Raw genomic sequence first — 17,559 nt, 5'->3', positions numbered from 1 at the left:
CCGTCCCGCGCGTCCCGATCACATTGTGGCGTGCGCCACCGACAGTCCCCGCTCAGCGGCGGCGCGGGCCGTCCCCACCGCGTCGGCCGTCCTCGCCGTCCTCCTCGTCCCGGTGCGGCCCGAGCAGCTCGTCGGCCAGGGTCGGCAGGTCGTCCATCGGAGTGGCCTCGGCCCAGTCGGACGGGGCCCGGCGCGGCCGGCCGTCTTCCCCGACGACCGGGAGCTCGCGGGTCACGTCGTTGCCCGAGTCCCGGAAGATGCCGGGCGGAACCCGGTCGGCCGGGCTCTCCTGCGAGTGCCGGACCGTCGGCCGGGTGGCCGGGGCGGACGGCGGCGCCGTGCGCGCCGAAGCGCCGCGGGCCTCCGGAGCACCGGCCGGCCCGTCGGGACGTACGGACGGCAGCACGGCCGTCTCGTCCGCCGCCGGGTCGATCTTGGGCACGGGGACGGTCTCGGTGATGTCGTCGGGCCGCAGGGCCCGCTTGATCCGCGGCGTCTCGACGGTGACGGCGTCGTCCGGGTGCGGGTCCTTGCGCATCGGGACCTTCCGTCCCGGTCCGGCGGCCGGGGCCGCCTGCGCGGCGGTGGACGCGGACGAAGCGGACGAAGCCGACGAGGCAGCCGCGGCCGCGGAAGCCGCCGCCGCTGCGGCCGCCGAGGCCGCCGCCAGCCGGCGCGCCTCCTCGGCCCGCAGCAGGGCCTCCTCGGCGCGGCGCTGCTTCTCCAGCCGTCGTGCCTCCGCCTCCGCGCGCAGCCGGGCCGCCTCGGCCTCCTCCAGCCGGATCCGCTCCTGCTCGGCGGCCAGTGCCTTCTCCTCGGCCGCGGCGCGCAGCCGCTCGGCCTCGGCGCGGGCGCGCGCCTCCTCGGCGGCGCGCAGCCGCTCCTGCTCCGCCTTGCGGGCGGCTTCCTCCTCGGCGAGCCGGCGCGCCTCGGCGGCCTCCGCCTCGGCCCTGATCCGGGCCTCCTCGGCCTCCCGGGCCAGGCGGGCCTCCTCCTCGGCCTTCAGCCGGGCCTCCTCCGCCTTGCGGGCGGCCTCTTCCTCGGCCTTGCGCCGGGCTTCCTCCTCCGCGAGCCGCCGGGCCTCGATCTGCGCCGCGACCTCAGTCTCCGAGAGCGGCAGCATCCGGTCCAGGCGGTGGCGTACGACGGTGGTCACCGAGCCCGGGTCCTGCCCGGCGTCGACCACGAGGTAGCGGCCGGGGTCGGACGCGGCCAGGGTCAGGAACCCGGCCCGCACCCGCTGGTGGAACTCCGTCGGCTCCGACTCCAGCCGGTCCGGCGCCTCCGTGAACCGCTCCCGGGCGGCCTCCGGGGACACGTCGAGCAGCACGGTCAGGTTCGGGACCAGGCCGTCGGTGGCCCAGCGGGAGATCCGGGCGATCTCGGTCGGGGACAGGTCCCGGCCGGCGCCCTGGTAGGCCACCGAGGAGTCGATGTAGCGGTCGGAGATGACCACCGCGCCCCGCTCCAGGGCGGGCCGGACCACCGTGTCCACGTGCTCGGCGCGGTCGGCGGCGTACAGCAGCGCCTCGGCGCGGTTGGACAGCCCGGCGGAGGAGATGTCGAGGAGGATCGAGCGGAGCCGCTTGCCGACCGGGGTGGCACCCGGCTCACGCGTCACGACGACCTCGTGGCCTTTGCCCCGTATCCAGTCGGCCAGCGCCTCCACCTGGGTGGACTTCCCGGCTCCGTCGCCGCCCTCCAGGGCGATGAAGAACCCGGTCGTCGATGGGGCCTGCACCGGCTCGCCGCCGCGCAGCGCCTCGCGCAGGTCGCGCCGCAGCGGGACGCCGCCGCGGTCGTCGGCCTTGGTGAGGACCACCACGGCGACGGGCAGCAGCAGCACGCCGACCAGCATCAGGGTGAAGGCCGCGCCGCCGTGCGAGAACACGACCCCGCCGCCGGTCAGCCGGTGCGGTCCGATCGCGGCGGCCAGCAGCGGGGCGCCGACGGCGCCGACCGCCACGGCGACCCGCGCCACGGCCTGCAGGTGCGCGGTGACCCGGGCGCGGCGGAACTCCTCGGTCTCCTGGTCCAGCAGGGTGTGCCCGGCATTGGCGGCGACGCCCGCGGCGGTGCCCGCGAGCAGTGCCAGGAACACCACGGTCGCCGTGTCCGGGACCAGCCCGCTCAGCAGCAGCGCGAGCCCGGCCACCGCGATCGCCAGGGCCAGCAGCCGGCGCCGGGACAGGCCGGGCAGCACCTTGCCGGCCTGGGTGGCGCGGATGCCGAGGCCCGTTCCGCCGACGAGGGCGAGGACCAGCAGGGCGTACGCGGACGGGCCGCCGCCCAGGTCGAAGGCGTGCAGCACGGACACGGAGGCGGCGGCCGCCACCGCCCCCGCGACGGCCGCACTGGCCAGCACGAACAGCCGGATCGAGCCCGTACGCCCCTTCTCGGGCCGCTCGCCCACCCGGGGGGTGCGCAGCCCCTCCAGCGGGGAGCGCGGCCTCGGGGTCTTCACGGCGGGCAGCGCGAGCGGCAGCAGCAGCGAGACGGACGCGGCGAACAGACCGGCGGCCACGTACGAACCCAGCGCCGACGGGTTCGCGGCGAACCAGTCCACGCCCAGCCCCAGCGCCCGCCCGACCAGGGTCGCGGCGAGCAGCGCGGCGGCCGCGGCGGGCAGCGCCGCGAACGCCGTGCGCAGCGTCAGGCGCCGCAGCGCGTCGAGGTGGTCGGGGAGCGGCCGTACGGTCGCCCCCTCCGGCGGCGGCGCGGGGAGCAGCGCGGGCGCGGCGCTCTCCTTGGCCAGGGTCCACACGCGCTCGGCGGCGCCGGCGACGAAGACGGTGGCGAGCAGCGCGGTGGTGGCGTGCGCCGGGATCCAGTCGAGCCACAGCGGGGCGACGACGAACAGCCCGATCCGCAGCCCGTCGGCCCCGGCCATCGTCCAGCGGCGGTCGAGCCTGCCTACGGGGGCCATGAGCTGCGACAGCGGTCCGAGCAGGACCGCGCCGAACAGGACGGTGGCGAGGATCCGTACGGCGAACACGGCGGCGACGGCGAAGGCCGCGCCCCGGTAGCCGGCGCCGAACAACCCGTCCGCGCCGGCCGTGACGGCCGACTGGAGGGTCAGCAGCACCAGGACCAGCAGGGCCAGGGCGTCGCCGATGCCGCTCACCAGCTGGGCGCTCCACAGCCGGCGCAGCCCGGGGGTGCGCAGCAGGGCGCGCACCGCTCGCTCGCGGGAGTCCGCGGCCAGGGCTTCGTCGTAGGTGGGGTCCTCGGAGGCGGTCACGACCGTTGGCTGCTCGGCTCGCGTCATCCGCCCAGCCTATCCGCTGCGCCTGGCCATTGCGGTGGCCTGTGGACGGGGCCGGGTGTGACCCCGCACCCACCCGGTGCGCCCCCGGCACGCGCGAGGGCCCCGCGCGGATCGCGCGGGGCCCTCGGGCGGACTGCTGCGGCGCGTCACGGCACCTCGGTGCCGACCGCCGCCGTACGTACCGGCTAGTCGTCGGACGGCGCCGGCGCCGCCGCGGCCTTCTTCGCCGCGGCCGTCGTCTTCTTCGCGGCGGTGGTCTTCTTCGCCGTGGTCGTCTTCTTCGCGGCGGCGGCCTTCGTCGCCGTCGCCTTCTTCGCCGGTGCCTTCTTGGCCGGCGCCTTCTTCACGGCCTTCTTCGCGGTCTTCTTCGCCGGGCCCTTCGCCCGCTTCTCCGCGAGGAGCTCGTAGCCGCGCTCCGGGGTGATCGTCTCGACGTCGTCGTCCCGCCGCAGCGTCGCGTTCGTCTCGCCGTCCGTCACGTAGGGCCCGAAGCGGCCGTCCTTGACCACCACCGGCTTCTCGCTCACCGGGTCCGTGCCCAGTTCCTTCAGCGGGGGCTTGGCCGCGGCCCGGCCCCGCTGCTTGGGCTGGGCGTAGATGGCGAGCGCCTCGTCCAGGGTGATGGAGAAGAGCTGGTCCTCGGTCTCCAGCGACCGCGAGTCCGTGCCCTTCTTCAGGTACGGGCCGTAGCGGCCGTTCTGCGCCGTGATCTCCACGCCCTCCGCGTCCGCGCCCACCACGCGCGGCAGCGACATCAGCTTCAGCGCCTCGTCGAGGGTGACCGTGTCGAGGGACATCGACTTGAAGAGGGAGGCCGTGCGCGGCTTGACCGCGTTCTTGCCCGTCTTCGGCGTGCCCTCGGGCAGGATCTCCGTCACGTACGGGCCGTAGCGGCCGTCCTTCGCGACGATCTGGTTCCCGCTCACCGGGTCCGCGCCCAGCTCGAATTCACCGCTCGGCTTCGCGAACAGCTCCTGCGCGTACTCGACCGTCAGCTCGTCCGGAGCCAGGTCGTCGGGCACGTCGGCGCGCTGGTGGCCCTCGGCGTCCTTCTCGCCCCGCTCGACGTACGGGCCGTAGCGGCCCACGCGCAGCACGATGCCGTCGCCGACCGGGAAGGAGGAGATCTCCCGGGCGTCGATCGCGCCCAGGTCCGTGACCAGCTCCTTCAGGCCGCCGAGGTGGTCGCCGTCGGCGGGTACGACCTCGGTGGCCTCCTCGGAGCCGAAGTAGAACCGCTTCAGCCACGGCACGGACTGGGCCTCGCCCCGCGCGATGCGGTCGAGGTCGTCCTCCATCTTCGCGGTGAAGTCGTAGTCGACGAGCCGCCCGAAGTGCGTCTCCAGGAGGTTCACGACGGCGAACGACAGGAAGGACGGGACGAGCGCCGTGCCCTTCTTGAAGACGTAGCCGCGGTCGAGGATCGTGCCGATGATCGACGCGTACGTCGACGGGCGGCCGATCTCGCGCTCTTCCAGCTCCTTGACCAGCGAGGCCTCGGTGTAGCGGGCCGGCGGCTTGGTCGAGTGGCCGTCGGCCGTGATCTCCTCGGCGCTCAGCGCGTCGCCCTCGGCGACCTGCGGCAGCCGCTTCTCTCGGTCGTCGAGCTCGGCGTTCGGGTCGTCGGCGCCCTCGACGTAGGCCTTCATGAAGCCGTGGAAGGTGATCGTCTTGCCGGAGGCGCTGAACTCGGCGTCGCGCCCGTCGGCCGCCCGGCCGCCGATCTTGACGGTGACGGAGTTGCCGGTCGCGTCCTTCATCTGGGAGGCGACGGTCCGCTTCCAGATGAGCTCGTACAGGCGGAACTGGTCGCCGCTCAGACCCGTCTCGGCCGGGGTGCGGAAACGATCACCCGAGGGGCGGATCGCCTCGTGCGCCTCCTGCGCGTTCTTGACCTTGCCGGCGTAGACGCGCGGCTTCTCCGGCAGGTAGTCGGCCCCGTAGAGCTGGGTGACCTGCGCCCGCGCCGCCGACACCGCGGTGTCGGAGAGCGTGGTGGAGTCCGTACGCATGTAGGTGATGAAGCCGTTCTCGTACAGCTTCTGCGCCACCTGCATCGTCGCCTTCGCACCGAAGCCGAGCTTGCGCGAGGCCTCCTGCTGGAGCGTCGTCGTACGGAAGGGGGCGTACGGGGAGCGGCGGTACGGCTTGGACTCCACCGACCGGACGGCGAAGGCGGTGTCCGCCAGCGCGGCGGCGAGCGCCCGCGCGTTCGCCTCGTCGAGGTGCAGCACCTCGCTCTTGAGCTGCCCGTTCGAGCCGAAGTCGCGGCCCTGCGCCACGCGCTTGCCGTCCACCGTGTTCAGGCGGGCGACCAGCGTCGAGGGGTCGGAGGCGTCACCGGCGCGGCCGGTGGCGAAGGTGCCGGTCAGGTCCCAGTACTCGGCGGAGCGGAAGGCGATGCGCTCGCGCTCGCGCTCGACGACGAGCCGGGTGGCCACCGACTGGACGCGGCCCGCCGACAGCTTCGGCATGACCTTCTTCCACAGGACCGGCGAGACCTCGTAGCCGTAGAGGCGGTCGAGGATGCGGCGGGTCTCCTGGGCGTCGACCATGCGCTGGTTGAGCTCGCGCGGATTGGCGACGGCGTCGCGGATCGCGTCCTTGGTGATCTCGTGGAAGACCATCCGGTGGACGGGGACCTTGGGCTTGAGGACTTCCTGCAGGTGCCACGCGATGGCTTCGCCCTCGCGGTCCTCATCGGTGGCGAGGAAGAGTTCGTCGGACTCGGCCAGCAGGTCCTTGAGCTTCCTGACCTGCGCCTTCTTGTCCGCGTTGACGACGTAGATCGGCGCGAAGTCGTGCTCGACGTCCACGCCGAGGCGGCGGACCTCGCCGGTGTACTTGTCGGGGACCTCGGCCGCGCCGTTCGGGAGGTCGCGGATGTGCCCGACGCTCGCCTCGACGACGTATCCGGGGCCGAGGTAGCCCTTGATCGTCTTCGCCTTGGCAGGGGACTCGACGATGACGAGTCGGCGGCCGCCCTTTGCGGTCTCGCTAGTCGGGGACAACTTGGCTCTTCTCTCCGGTCGGCACTCGGTCGCGGTACGGCGACGCTGCGGAGTGTGACGGTACAACCCGCACCCGTGTCAAACGGCACAAGCCCGCAACGGCCACTCGAACGGTAACCCGACAAGTGCCGTTTCTGCCGCCCGGATGCATCGGCCGCCCCCTCCCGGTCACCGGGCAGGGTGGCCGGAGGGCCGTCTGGCCCCGCCTCCCGACCCGCCTCGACGTCGGGTTTCACACACCCGCGGAGATCATCGCGGGAAGCCGCCTCAGAACCGCTGGAGGCACCAGACCCCGAGGGCCAGGGACACCGCACCGGACAGCAGTGCCAACGGTACGGCCACCACGGGGCGCACTCCCTCGGCCACCGGCGCGCGACGCACCGCACGCGCCCCGGTCCAGGCCAGCAGAGCCGCTCCGAACAGCAGGAACACGGCCGCTGCGAAGATCGCCGGACCGCGTTCCATGCCGTTCCCCTTTTCCCCTCGGGCCGCTCGGGAATCCCCCCGGATCCCGTTGCCCGGGAGCCTGCCAGCCGTGGGAGGACAGCAGGCGAACCCCGGGTTACATCACGGCGACGCGGGGCCCGCGCGGGCTCCGCTAGCGGGCGGCCGGCCCCGGCACGGGGTCCAGGAAACCCTGCTCGACCAGCATCCGGATCGCCTCCGGCGTCCGGTCCCGCAGAACGACCGGATCCTCCTCCACCAGCTGGGCGATCGCGTCCAGGATCCGGCCCGCGCTGAGTGACCCGTCGCACACTCCGGCGAAGCCCGCCCCGACCGTGTCGACCTTGGTGGCGCGGCGCATGCCGCGGTGCTGGCGCAGCACCACGTGCTCCGGGTCCTCCGCCCCGGGCGCGCCGACCTGCTCCTGGACGACCTCCTCGGTGAGCTGGAAGTACCCCGCCAGCAGGGCCGCGTCGTCGTGCTCGCGCAGGTAGTCCTGGCGGGCGAAGTGGGCCAGGACGGCGTCGCCGAGCGGCTGCTCCACCGAGTGCGGCCACTCCTCGACCACGATCGAGGGCTCGGCGGCCCCGGTACGGCGCAGGGTGATCCACCCGAAGCCGACGGCCTTGGTCCCGCGGGCCTCGAACTCGTCCAGCCAGTCCTCGTAGCGCCGCGCGTACTCGGCCGGGTCGCTGCGGTGGTCGCCCCCGTCGCGCAGCCACAGTTCCGCGTACTGCGTCACGTCCTGCACGTCACGCTGCACGATCCACGCGTCGCAGCCGCGCGGCACCCAGGAGCGGACCCGGTCGTGCCAGTCCTCGCCCTCCACGTGCTGCCAGTTCCCGAGGAACTGCGCGTACCCGCCCGGGTTGAGGTGGGCGCCGGCCTGCTGGACCAGGGTCCGGCACAGGTCGTCGCCGCCCATCCCGCCGTCGCGGTAGGTGAGCCGGGCGCCGGGCGAGATCACGAAGGGCGGGTTGGACACGATCAGGTCGTACGTGGCCTCGCCGACCGGCTCGAACAGGGATCCGGCGAGCAGCTCCGCCTCCGGCGCCCCGGACAGCGCAAGCGTCAGACGGGTGAATTCCAGGGCGCGCGGGTTGACGTCGGTGGCGGTGACCCGGGTGGCGTGGTGGGCGGCGTGCAGCGCCTGGATGCCCGAACCGGTGCCCAGGTCGAGGGCCGAGCCGACGGGGACGCGGACGGTGATGCCGGCCAGGGTGGTGGAGGCCCCGCCCACGCCGAGGACCACGCCCTCCTCGCGGCTGCCGATGCCCCCGGCGCCGCCGACGGCGCAGCCGAGGTCCGAGACGATGAACCAGTCCTCGCCGTCCGGGCCCCCGTACGGGCGGACGTCGACGGTGGCGCGGACGGTGTCCTCCCCGTCGGCGCCCGTCTCCCGGCTCAGCCAGCCGTCGGCGAGGGCGTCCTCGACGGGCAGCGCGGCCGCGGCGTGCGCGTAGGGCACGGGGCTCTGCAGGAGGAACAGCCGGACCAGGCTCGGGAGGGGGCCGTCGCCGTGGCTGCGCGCGGCGCGCAGGGCGGGGACCGTCTCGCTGCGGGCGAGCGCGGCGTAGGCCGGGGCGCCGAGCAGGTCGAGCAGCCCGTCGGCGGTGAAGCCCGCGGCGAGCAGGGCGGTACGGAGGGCGACGGCCCGGTCGGGCTTGGGGAGGCTGGTGGTACTCACGCGTCCATTGTGGCCGCTGGGGCCGCGGATCCGTACGACCCTCGGCGTACCGCCCGCCGCGCGCTCGCGGGGCGGGCGGTGCCCGGTCGGCCCGGTCGGCTACTTGGGTGCGCTGACCTGGCAGCCCTTCTGGGTGTAGATCACCTTGAGGCCGGTCGAGTTGAGCTTCTCCTTGCTCGCCGTCTCGTTGGCCGCGACCTGGGTGAGACCGCCGGCGACCTGCTGGAGGCCGTCCGCGAACTTCGCCTGGTCCTTGGGGTCGAGCGCGTCGATCTTCGTCTTGAGATCGGTGTAGCCCTTGGAGATCTCGTCGTAGCTCTTCACCACGGCCTGCTGGGTGGTGGCGCCGTCCTTGACGGGCGCGTCGCCCGCGGCCGTGAGCGCGCCGCCCATGGTCTTGTAGGCCTCGGACAGCGTCTGGAAGGCGGCCGAGTCGGTCTTCTGGACCTCTTCCGGCTTGCTGCTCTGGCTGGCCACCCGCTTCAGCTCGTCATTGGTGGTCTTGATCTTGGTGAGCTCTGGCTCCCACTTGTCGCAGACCTTCTTGGCCCAGGCGTCGGCCTTCTTGTCGCCGTCGTCCCCACCGCCACCACAGCCGGACAGGACGAGCATCAGTACCGCACCGCCGGACACCGCGGCCGCAAGCTTCTTGTTCACCGGATTGGTCCCTTCGAAGGCTCTCGGCCGGAAGATACACGCCCGCCATCCGGGTACGCACAAAGGCGGACAGACGGCGCGTCAGTCCGCGCCGCCCGTCCGCCGTTCGGGCGCATCGCCCCGCCGGTCCGGCCCGGGGGCCGGTGCCGACGCGCTCGAAGCGTCCGCAGGATCAGGAAACCACCGCCGGATCGGCCGACTGGGCCACCCGTTCGGCGGCCCCGCCGTCCCCGTCGTCGCCGACGGCGATGCCGCGGCGCTTGGAGACGTAGACCGCGCCGACGATCACCGCGATGGCGAGGGCCGCGACCACGGCCCGTACGGTCGCGCTGGTGTCCTCGCCGTAGCTGAACTGCACGACGGCCGGGGCGATCAGCAGGGCCACCAGGTTCATGACCTTGAGCAGCGGGTTGATCGCCGGGCCGGCGGTGTCCTTGAACGGGTCTCCGACGGTGTCGCCGATGACGACCGCGGCGTGGGCCTCACTGCCCTTGCCGCCGTGGTGCCCGTCCTCGACGAGCTTCTTGGCGTTGTCCCACGCGCCGCCGGAGTTGGCGAGGAAGACCGCCATCAGGGTGCCGGTGCCGATGGCGCCCGCGAGGAACGAACCGAGCGCGCCGACGCCGAGCGAGAAGCCGACGGCGATCGGGGTGAGGACGGCGAGCAGGCCGGGCGTGGCGAGTTCGCGCAGCGCGTCCTTGGTGCAGATGTCCACGACGCGCCCGTACTCGGGCTTCTCGGTGTAGTCCATGATCCCGGGGTGCTCGCGGAACTGGCGGCGCACCTCGTAGACGACGGCGCCCGCGGAGCGGGAGACGGCGTTGATGGCCAGGCCCGAGAACAGGAACACGACGGCCGCGCCGAGGATCAGGCCGACCAGGTTGTTGGGCTGGGCGATGTCCAGGCTGAGGTTCATCTCGCCCGCCTTGGCACCGACCGACTTGACCGCGGTGGCGATGGCGTCGTTGTACGAGCCGAAGAGCGCGGCCGCGGCGAGCACGGCGGTGGCGATGGCGATGCCCTTGGTGATGGCCTTGGTGGTGTTGCCGACCGCGTCGAGGTCGGTGAGCACCTGGGCGCCCGCGCCCTCGACGTCGCCGGACATCTCGGCGATGCCCTGGGCGTTGTCGGAGACCGGCCCGAAGGTGTCCATGGCGACGATGACGCCGACGGTGGTCAGCAGGCCGGTGCCGGCCAGGGCCACCGCGAAGAGCGCCAGCATGATCGAGGTCCCGCCGAGCAGGAACGCCCCGTAGACGCCGAGGCCGATGAGGAGCGCCGTGTAGACGGCGGACTCCAGGCCGACGGAGATGCCGGCGAGGACCACGGTCGCGGGTCCGGTCAGCGAGGACTTGCCGATGTCCCGGACGGGACGGCGGTTGGTCTCGGTGAAGTAGCCGGTCAGCTGCTGGATCAGGGCCGCGAGCACGATGCCGATGGCGACGGCGACGAGCGCCAGGACGCGCGGGTCCCCGGAATGGGTGGAGATGGCGGCGTCCTCGACGCCGACGAGCTCCTTGTAGGTGGCCGGGAGGTACGCGTAGACGGCGATCCCGACCAGCACCAGGGAGATCACGGCGGAGATGAAGAAGCCGCGGTTGATCGCGGTCATGCCGCTGCGGTCCGAGCGGCGCGGCGCGACCGCGAAGATGCCGATCATGGCGGTGATGACACCGATGGCGGGCACGATCAGCGGGAAGGCCAGGCCGAGGTCGCCGAAGGCGGCCTTGCCGAGGATCAGCGCCGCCACGAGGGTGACGGCGTAGGACTCGAAGAGGTCGGCCGCCATCCCCGCGCAGTCGCCGACGTTGTCGCCCACGTTGTCCGCGATGGTCGCGGCATTGCGCGGATCGTCCTCCGGAATGCCCTGCTCGACCTTGCCGACCAGGTCGGCGCCGACGTCGGCGGCCTTCGTGAAGATGCCGCCGCCCACGCGCATGAACATCGCGATGAGCGCGGCTCCGAGCCCGAAGCCCTCCAGGACCTTGGGGGCGTCGGCGGCGTAGACCAGGACGACGCAGGAGGCGCCGAGCAGGCCGAGGCCGACGGTGAACATGCCGACGACGCCGCCCGTCCGGAAGGCGATCTTCATCGCCTTGTGGGACACCTCGGTGAGGTCCTTGGCGGGTTCGCCCTCGGCGGGGGTGGCCTCCCGGGCGGCGGCCGCGACGCGCACGTTGGCGCGGACCGCGAGGCGCATGCCGATGTAGCCGGTGGCGGCCGAGAAGAGCGCGCCGACGAGGAAGAAGGCGGAACGTCCCGCCCGCTGCGTCCAGTCGTCGGCCGGGAGCAGGAAGAGCAGGAAGAACACCACGACGGCGAAGACGCCGAGGGTGCGCAACTGGCGGCCGAGATAGGCGTTGGCCCCTTCCTGCACCGCCGCGGCGATCTTCTTCATGCTCTCCGTGCCCTCGTCGGCGGCGAGGACCTGGCGGACCAGGATCTGCGCGACGACCAGCGCGGCCAGTGCGACGCCCGCGATGGCGAACACGATGAGCCGATTGTCATCGGTGAGTACTGCGGCTGCCAGATCATTGACGCGATCCGGCGCGATAGGGGTGAAGAGCCCCGTCATTCGTCCTCCTTGACGTGATGAGCTCAAGATGTGGACGGATTGTAGGGAGCGCACCGGGATCAAAACAGTGGGCGTGAAACGGAATTGGCCTGCTCTTGCTCCTCAGCAATAGATCACGTCACTCCATTACCCCCGAAAGAAGTAATGGGACAAAGGCATTGACAGGCGATCAGCACACTGCGGGAGACCGGGTTTATTTCCCGGAGAAATGAAAAAGGCCCTGCTCAGCAGGGCCTTGATAAAGATCGTAAGATACGGAAGACACAGAAGATGCGACGGACCGTGCGGACCGTGCGGACGACGGCCCTACGGGAGGTCCGACCCCCCGGAGACCGGCCAGCTCATCCGAATCGTTCCGCCGCCCTCCCCGGTGGTGACCGAGACGTCGTCGACGAGCCCGCTGATCACGGCGAGGCCCATCTCGTCCTCCTCGTCGCTGTCGGGGTCGAGGGCCGCGGCGATGCCGGACACGGAAGAACCGTCGGCCGGCCCGGGCACGTCGTCGCCGACCTCGATGGAGAAGGACTTCTCCTCCTCGGTCAGGACCACCCGGACGGGCGCGGTCAGGCCGTTGCTGCGGTGCAGTCCGACGGCACGGGAACACGCCTCGCCCACGGCGAGGCGAACCTCGTCGAGGACGGCTTCCTCCACACCCGCCCGGCGTGCCACGGCGGCCGCCACCAGGCGGGCCGTCCGGACGTGTTCGGGCTGGGCGCTGAAGCGCAGTTCAACGGTGGCCATTGCATCCCCCTCGGACTACGGGCGTGCCTTGACAGGGGCCCGGACCACCCGTGGTCCGGTACCCCCGCTCCTCGTCGGCTCCTGTGCCGCCGGGGCGGCACGGGCCTGGAGCCGTCAGTCGGTGGCGTTGACGGCGTCTTCCACCGTGGTGTGGATCGGGAACACCTTGGTCAGACCGGTGATACGGAAGATCTTCAGGATGCGCTCCTGGTTGCAGACCAGACGCAGCGAGCCCTCGTGCGCGCGGACGCGCTTGAGGCCTCCCACGAGCACACCGAGGCCGGTGGAGTCGAGGAAGTCCACTCGCTCCATGTCGACAACCAGGTGGTAGCTGCCGTCGTTCACCAACTCCACCAACTGCTCGCGCAGCTTGGGCGCGGTATACACATCAATCTCGCCACCGACCTCTACGACCGTGCGGTCGCCGACAGTGCGAGTCGACAGGGACAGGTCCACGGATCCTCCAGCACCTTGCTATCGAGCGGCGCCCCCCAGGGGCCTTCCCCACCCGAAGGTAGGGGAGGGATCGGCTGCCGCGATGGCATTCAATCACTTACCGGCAGGCGCGCACGACGCCTTGGGTCCATTGTCCCGCACGCCGGTGACACACTCGGTTCCAATGGCCAACACTCAGCGCCCCGGTCCGGCCACGGCCGCGGCGGACCCACGACCCACTCCCGGCACGGTCCTGGACCGTCTCTCACGGGGGCCTTCCCGAGCTGCGCGCATCACCCATACGGAGCACTTGCCCCCTCGGGCGGGTCGTCATGCGGTCTGGCCCGACCGCATCCGAACGGATGTCGTGGCCGCCATCCGGGCCGCCGGGATCGAACATCCGTGGGAACACCAGGCCGCGGCCGCCGAGCACGCCCTGGACGGGGAATCCGTGGTCGTCGCCACCGGAACCGCCTCGGGCAAGTCGCTGGCCTACCTGGCGCCCGTGCTCTCCGCCCTCGCCGACGGCGCGGAGGCACCCAACGGCCGGGGTGCGACCGCCCTCTACCTGGCCCCGACCAAAGCTCTGGCCGCCGACCAGCGCCGGGCCGTGCGGGAGCTGGCCGCGCCGCTCGGAAACGCCGTACGGCCCGCCGTGTACGACGGGGACACCCCCTTCGAGGAACGCGAGTGGGTGCGCCAGTACGCGAACTACGTGCTGACCAACCCCGACATGCTGCACCGGGGCATCCTGCCCTCCCACCCCCGCTGGTCCTCCTTCCTGAAGGCCCTGCGCTACGTGGTCATCGACGAGTGCCACACCTACCGGGGGGTATTCGGCTCCCACGTCGCCCAGGTCCTGCGGCGGCTGCGCCGGCTGTGCGCCCGCTACGGCTCCGAGCCGGTCTTCCTGCTGGCCTCCGCCACCGCGAGCGACCCGGCGGCCGCCGCGTCCCGGCTGACCGGCGTGGCGGTCACCGAGGTCACCGACGACGCCTCGCCGCGCGGTGAGGTGGTCTTCGCCCTGTGGGAGCCGCCCCTGACCGACCTCAGGGGCGAGAAGGGCGCCCCCGTACGGCGTACGGCGACGGCGGAGACCGCCGACCTGCTGACCGACCTGGTCGTGCAGGGCGTCCGCACGGTGGCCTTCGTGCGCTCCCGGCGCGGCGCCGAGCTGATCTCCGTGATCGCCCAGGAGCGGCTCGCGGAGGTGGACCGGTCCCTGCCCCGGCGGGTCGCGGCCTACCGGGGCGGCTACCTGCCCGAGGAGCGGCGGGCCCTGGAGCGGGCCCTGCACTCCGGGGAACTGCTCGGCCTGGCCGCCACCACCGCCCTGGAGCTGGGCGTGGACGTCTCCGGCCTGGACGCCGTCCTGATCACCGGCTACCCGGGCACGCGGGCCTCCCTGTGGCAGCAGGCGGGCCGGGCCGGGCGCTCGGGCCAGGGCGCCCTGGCCGTGCTGATCGCCCGCGACGACCCCCTGGACACCTACCTGGTCCACCACCCCGAGGCCCTCTTCCGGCGGCCGGTGGAGGCCACCGTCCTCGATCCCGACAACCCGTACGTCCTGGCCCCCCACCTGTGCGCGGCCGCCGCCGAGATCCCCCTGACCGACGCGGACCTGGACCTCTTCGGCCCCGCGGCGCGCGAGCTCCTCCCCCAGCTGGAGGCGGCGAAACTGCTGCGCCGCCGGGCCACCGCCTGGCACTGGACCCGGCGGGAACGGGCCTCGGACCTCACCGACATCCGCGGCGGCGGGGGCCGCCCCGTGCAGATCGTGGAGGCCTCGACCGGCCGGCTGCTGGGCACCGTGGACGAGTCCGCCTCCCACACCGCCGTCCACGACGGCGCCGTCCACCTCCACCAGGGCCGCACCTACCTGGTCAAGCACCTGGATCTGGAGGACTCGGTGGCCCTGGTCGAGGAGGCCTCCCCGCCGTTCTCCACCACGGCCCGCGACACCACCGCGATCTCGATCCTGGAGACCGAGACGGAGATCCCCTGGGGCCGGGCCCGGCTCTGCTTCGGCTCCGTCGAGGTCACCAACCAGGTCGTCTCCTACCTGCGCCGCAAGCTGATCACCGGCGAGGTCCTCGGCGAGGCCAAACTGGACCTGCCCCCGCGCACCCTGCGCACCCGGGCCGTGTGGTGGACGGTCACCGAGGACCAGCTCGACGAGGCCCGGATCACCCCGGAGATCCTCGGCGGCGCCCTGCACGCCGCCGAGCACGCCTCCATCGGCCTGCTCCCGCTGTTCGCCACCTGCGACCGGTGGGACATCGGCGGGGTCTCCGTCCCGCTGCATCCCGACACCCTCCTCCCGACCGTGTTCGTCTACGACGGCCACCCCGGCGGCGCCGGCTTCGCCGAGCGGGGCTTCCACACCGCCCGCGCCTGGCTGACGGCCACCCGGGACGCCATCGCCGCCTGCGAGTGCGAGGCGGGCTGCCCCTCCTGCATCCAGTCCCCCAAGTGCGGCAACGGCAACGACCCCCTCCACAAACGCGGCGCCCTCCGCCTCCTCACCCACCTCCTGACCCCACCCCCCTCGACCCCCTGACCCCACAACCGGAACCCGGGACCCCAACCCCACGGGCCCCGAGGCGCGGGGCCCGTGGCGGAGCCCCAGGAGCCGGGTCCGAACCCGGACTCCCAACCCCACCGACCCCCAGTGCGCGGGCCTGGGACCCCGGCCCAGGGGGCGGGCCGGGGCCTGTGCGGCCGGGGACCCGGAACGGAACCCCGAGGCGTTCAGCCCCACCGAAGTGCGAGGCGTGGGGCCTGGGACCGCACGCCGGGCTCTACCCGGCCCGGCGGAGCCGCCGGGCCGGGCCGCGGTCCCGGGGCGGCCGCCGGGCCGGCCCGGCACGGCTGGCCCGGCCCGCCCCGCCCGGCACGACGCGGCTGCCGGGACGGCTGGGGGCCCGGGCCGGACCCCGGGCATTCAGCCCCGCCGGCGCTTGAGGCGCGGGGGCCGGGGCGGAGACCCGGGGAACGAGGGAAGGGCGGGGCGGGGAGGGCTCCGCGCGGGGGCGACGGCACACGGCTCAGCCCTCCGAGGGCTCCGGCACCACCCCCGGCCCCGCACGAGCCGGCACCCCCGGGGCGAACGGCCCCGCCCGGACCCGGGCGGTGACCTCGGCCACCTCACCCCCGACCCGGCACACCGCCACCTCCGCCCCCTGCGCCCGCGCCACCCGCCCGGCCACCGCGCACGCCTCCTCCGGACCCCGCGCCCAGATCACGGCCGCCGCCAGCGCCGCCAGATCCGCGGCCGCCCCGGCCCGGTGGCGCGCCACCACCGCCTGACCGAGCAGCAGCACACCCCCGAACACCGCCACCAGGGCCGTGGCCACCACCGCGGCCCACACCGTCGCCGAACCCCGGTCCCGGCTCACGGCGGCGCCCCCACGCTGTCCTCCGCCAGCGCCACCGCCACCGCCCCCAGCCGCACCGGCAGCCCCGCCGGGCCCGGCGCCGGGGCGGCCACCGTGACCCGCCACAGGTCCCCCGACCGCTCCAGCTCCACCCGCGCCCCGGGCGGGGCGGCCGCCCGGGCCGCCGCCACCGCCACCTCCTGCGGCTCCGACCGGCCCGCCGCCCGGGCACCGGCCCGCGCGGCGTCCACGCACCGGATCTGAACGGCCGCCGCCATCAGCGCCCACACCAGCAACGCCGCGAACAACACCAGCGCCGGAATGATCAGAGCTGCCTCGGCCGTCACATATCCGCGGTCCCCGATTCCCGCCCGATTTCCCTCAGAAGGGCGCATCGAGCGCCTTCCCGATGGTCGACTGCAGGGCCGCCGAGACCACGTCACTCGTCACCACCTTGTACAGAACTGCGGCGAACGCACACGCCGCGATCGTGCCCATGGCGTATTCCGAAGTCGACATTCCCGCGTCACCCGAACGGCCGCTCAGCGCCGCCCGCACCCGAAACCAGATGATCCTCATGACAACCTCCTGTGGGATTACGTTCTTGATGTGATTTCAGCTTGTGATCCGTGCGGTTCTCTCACTTGCCCGACAGCAGTCCCGAGGCCATTCCGATCACGACCGGAGCCACCCCGATCGCGAGGAAGGCGGGGAGGAAACACAGCCCCACCGGCGCGGTGACGAGCACCGCCGCCCGCTGCGCCGCGGCCACCGCCCGCCGGGAACGGTCCGCGCGGAGCCCCGCGGCCAGCCGGGAGACCGGCTCGGCGGCCGGCGCCCCGGTGCGCGCGGCCCGCTCCAGGCACTCCGCGAGCCCCCGGGCCCCCGGTATCCGCGCCAACCTCCCCCACGCGGCGCCCGGTTCGCCGCCGAGGCGCAGCTCCGCGCCCGCGAGCGCCAGCCGCTCGCCCACCGGGCCGCCGAGTGACTCCCCGACCACCTCGGCCGCCTCCACGGGTCCCGCGCCCGCCGCCAGACAGGCGGCCAGCAGATCCGCCGCGAAGGGCAACTGCCGCTCGGCCTCCCGGGGATCGGCACCGGCCTGCGATCGCGACCGGGACCGGGCGAGGAAGCCCCGCAGCCCGGACTCCGCCCCGCCCCCGATCGGCACGTCCGGCGCCCCGCGGGCCCGCACCGGGCCTCCCGGCGACGCCCCGCCCGCCACCCGCCGCCCCGGCAGCACTCCGCCCGGTCCGGCCCGTCCGCCCAATCCGCCCAATCCGTCCGGTCCGGCCCGGACCGCCCGCGACGCCCGTACCCGGGGCCCGAGCCCCGGCCCGGAGGCCGCCGCCCTTGCCGGGAAC

General features: G+C 73.6%; 13 protein-coding genes. 1 reads left to right on the top strand and 12 read right to left on the bottom strand.

Annotated features, from left to right (window positions below; genetic code table 11):
- Positions 1–52: 52 nt before the first annotated feature.
- The 8 genes from tmk to bldG all read right to left on the bottom strand — a co-directional run bounded on the left by tmk (position 53) and on the right by bldG (position 12,839).
- The gene (tmk, locus tag SLAV_RS20670; protein ID WP_030228516.1) at positions 53–3,268 is read right to left on the bottom strand and encodes a dTMP kinase; all 3,216 of its coding nucleotides are present in this window, start codon (positions 3,266–3,268) and stop codon (positions 53–55) included.
- Between the two features lie 185 nt (positions 3,269–3,453).
- Positions 3,454–6,279: a type I DNA topoisomerase gene (gene topA / locus SLAV_RS20665; RefSeq protein ID WP_030228518.1), complete on the bottom strand. Its 2,826-nt coding sequence runs from the start codon at positions 6,277–6,279 to the stop codon at positions 3,454–3,456.
- A 267-nt stretch (positions 6,280–6,546) separates the two neighbouring features.
- Entirely contained in the window at positions 6,547–6,744 is a 198-nt protein-coding gene (locus SLAV_RS20660) for a hypothetical protein (RefSeq protein ID WP_030228521.1), read from the bottom strand.
- Positions 6,745–6,877: 133 nt separating this feature from the next.
- Positions 6,878–8,410, bottom strand: coding sequence for a DUF7059 domain-containing protein (locus SLAV_RS20655; protein WP_030228524.1), 1,533 nt, complete (start codon positions 8,408–8,410; stop codon positions 6,878–6,880).
- 99 nt (positions 8,411–8,509) lie between these two features.
- A complete protein-coding gene (locus tag SLAV_RS20650) occupies positions 8,510–9,067 on the bottom strand; it encodes a hypothetical protein (protein ID WP_030228528.1) in 558 nt (185 codons plus the stop codon).
- Positions 9,068–9,239: 172 nt separating this feature from the next.
- Positions 9,240–11,642, bottom strand: coding sequence for a sodium-translocating pyrophosphatase (locus SLAV_RS20645; protein WP_030228531.1), 2,403 nt, complete (start codon positions 11,640–11,642; stop codon positions 9,240–9,242).
- Between the two features lie 306 nt (positions 11,643–11,948).
- Positions 11,949–12,383 carry an ATP-binding protein gene (locus tag SLAV_RS20640; RefSeq protein ID WP_030228534.1) on the bottom strand — a complete coding sequence of 145 codons (435 nt, stop codon included), beginning with the start codon at positions 12,381–12,383 and terminating at the stop codon, positions 11,949–11,951.
- 114 nt (positions 12,384–12,497) lie between these two features.
- Positions 12,498–12,839 carry an anti-sigma factor antagonist BldG gene (gene bldG, locus SLAV_RS20635; RefSeq protein WP_008743037.1) on the bottom strand — a complete coding sequence of 114 codons (342 nt, stop codon included), beginning with the start codon at positions 12,837–12,839 and terminating at the stop codon, positions 12,498–12,500.
- 82 nt (positions 12,840–12,921) lie between these two features.
- Here bldG and SLAV_RS20630 point away from each other — a divergent pair, with 82 nt between their 5' ends.
- Positions 12,922–15,378 carry a DEAD/DEAH box helicase gene (locus SLAV_RS20630; protein ID WP_030228539.1) on the top strand — a complete coding sequence of 819 codons (2,457 nt, stop codon included), beginning with the start codon at positions 12,922–12,924 and terminating at the stop codon, positions 15,376–15,378.
- A gap of 487 nt (positions 15,379–15,865) precedes the next feature.
- Here the strand turns inward: SLAV_RS20630 and SLAV_RS20625 are convergent, their stop codons facing one another.
- The 4 genes from SLAV_RS20625 to SLAV_RS42530 form a co-directional block, all read right to left on the bottom strand.
- Positions 15,866–16,216 (bottom strand): Rv3654c family TadE-like protein, encoded by a 351-nt coding sequence (locus tag SLAV_RS20625; protein WP_037686852.1) that lies wholly within the window; start codon positions 16,214–16,216, stop codon positions 15,866–15,868.
- On the bottom strand, positions 16,213–16,542 hold the full coding sequence (locus SLAV_RS20620) for a TadE family type IV pilus minor pilin (protein WP_030228541.1): 330 nt from the start codon (positions 16,540–16,542) through the stop codon (positions 16,213–16,215). Before SLAV_RS20620 ends, SLAV_RS20625 begins: the two co-directional genes overlap by 4 nt.
- A gap of 34 nt (positions 16,543–16,576) precedes the next feature.
- Positions 16,577–16,774 carry a DUF4244 domain-containing protein gene (locus SLAV_RS20615; protein WP_030228542.1) on the bottom strand — a complete coding sequence of 66 codons (198 nt, stop codon included), beginning with the start codon at positions 16,772–16,774 and terminating at the stop codon, positions 16,577–16,579.
- 61 nt (positions 16,775–16,835) lie between these two features.
- Positions 16,836–17,390 (bottom strand): type II secretion system F family protein, encoded by a 555-nt coding sequence (locus SLAV_RS42530; protein WP_391384941.1) that lies wholly within the window; start codon positions 17,388–17,390, stop codon positions 16,836–16,838.
- Positions 17,391–17,559: the final 169 nt, after the last annotated feature.

It is taken from the genome of Streptomyces lavendulae subsp. lavendulae (assembly GCF_002803845.1).
In the GTDB taxonomy this organism is placed as follows: Bacteria; Actinomycetota; Actinomycetes; order Streptomycetales; family Streptomycetaceae; genus Streptomyces; species Streptomyces lavendulae.
This window is presented reverse-complemented; position numbering and strand designations above follow the sequence as displayed.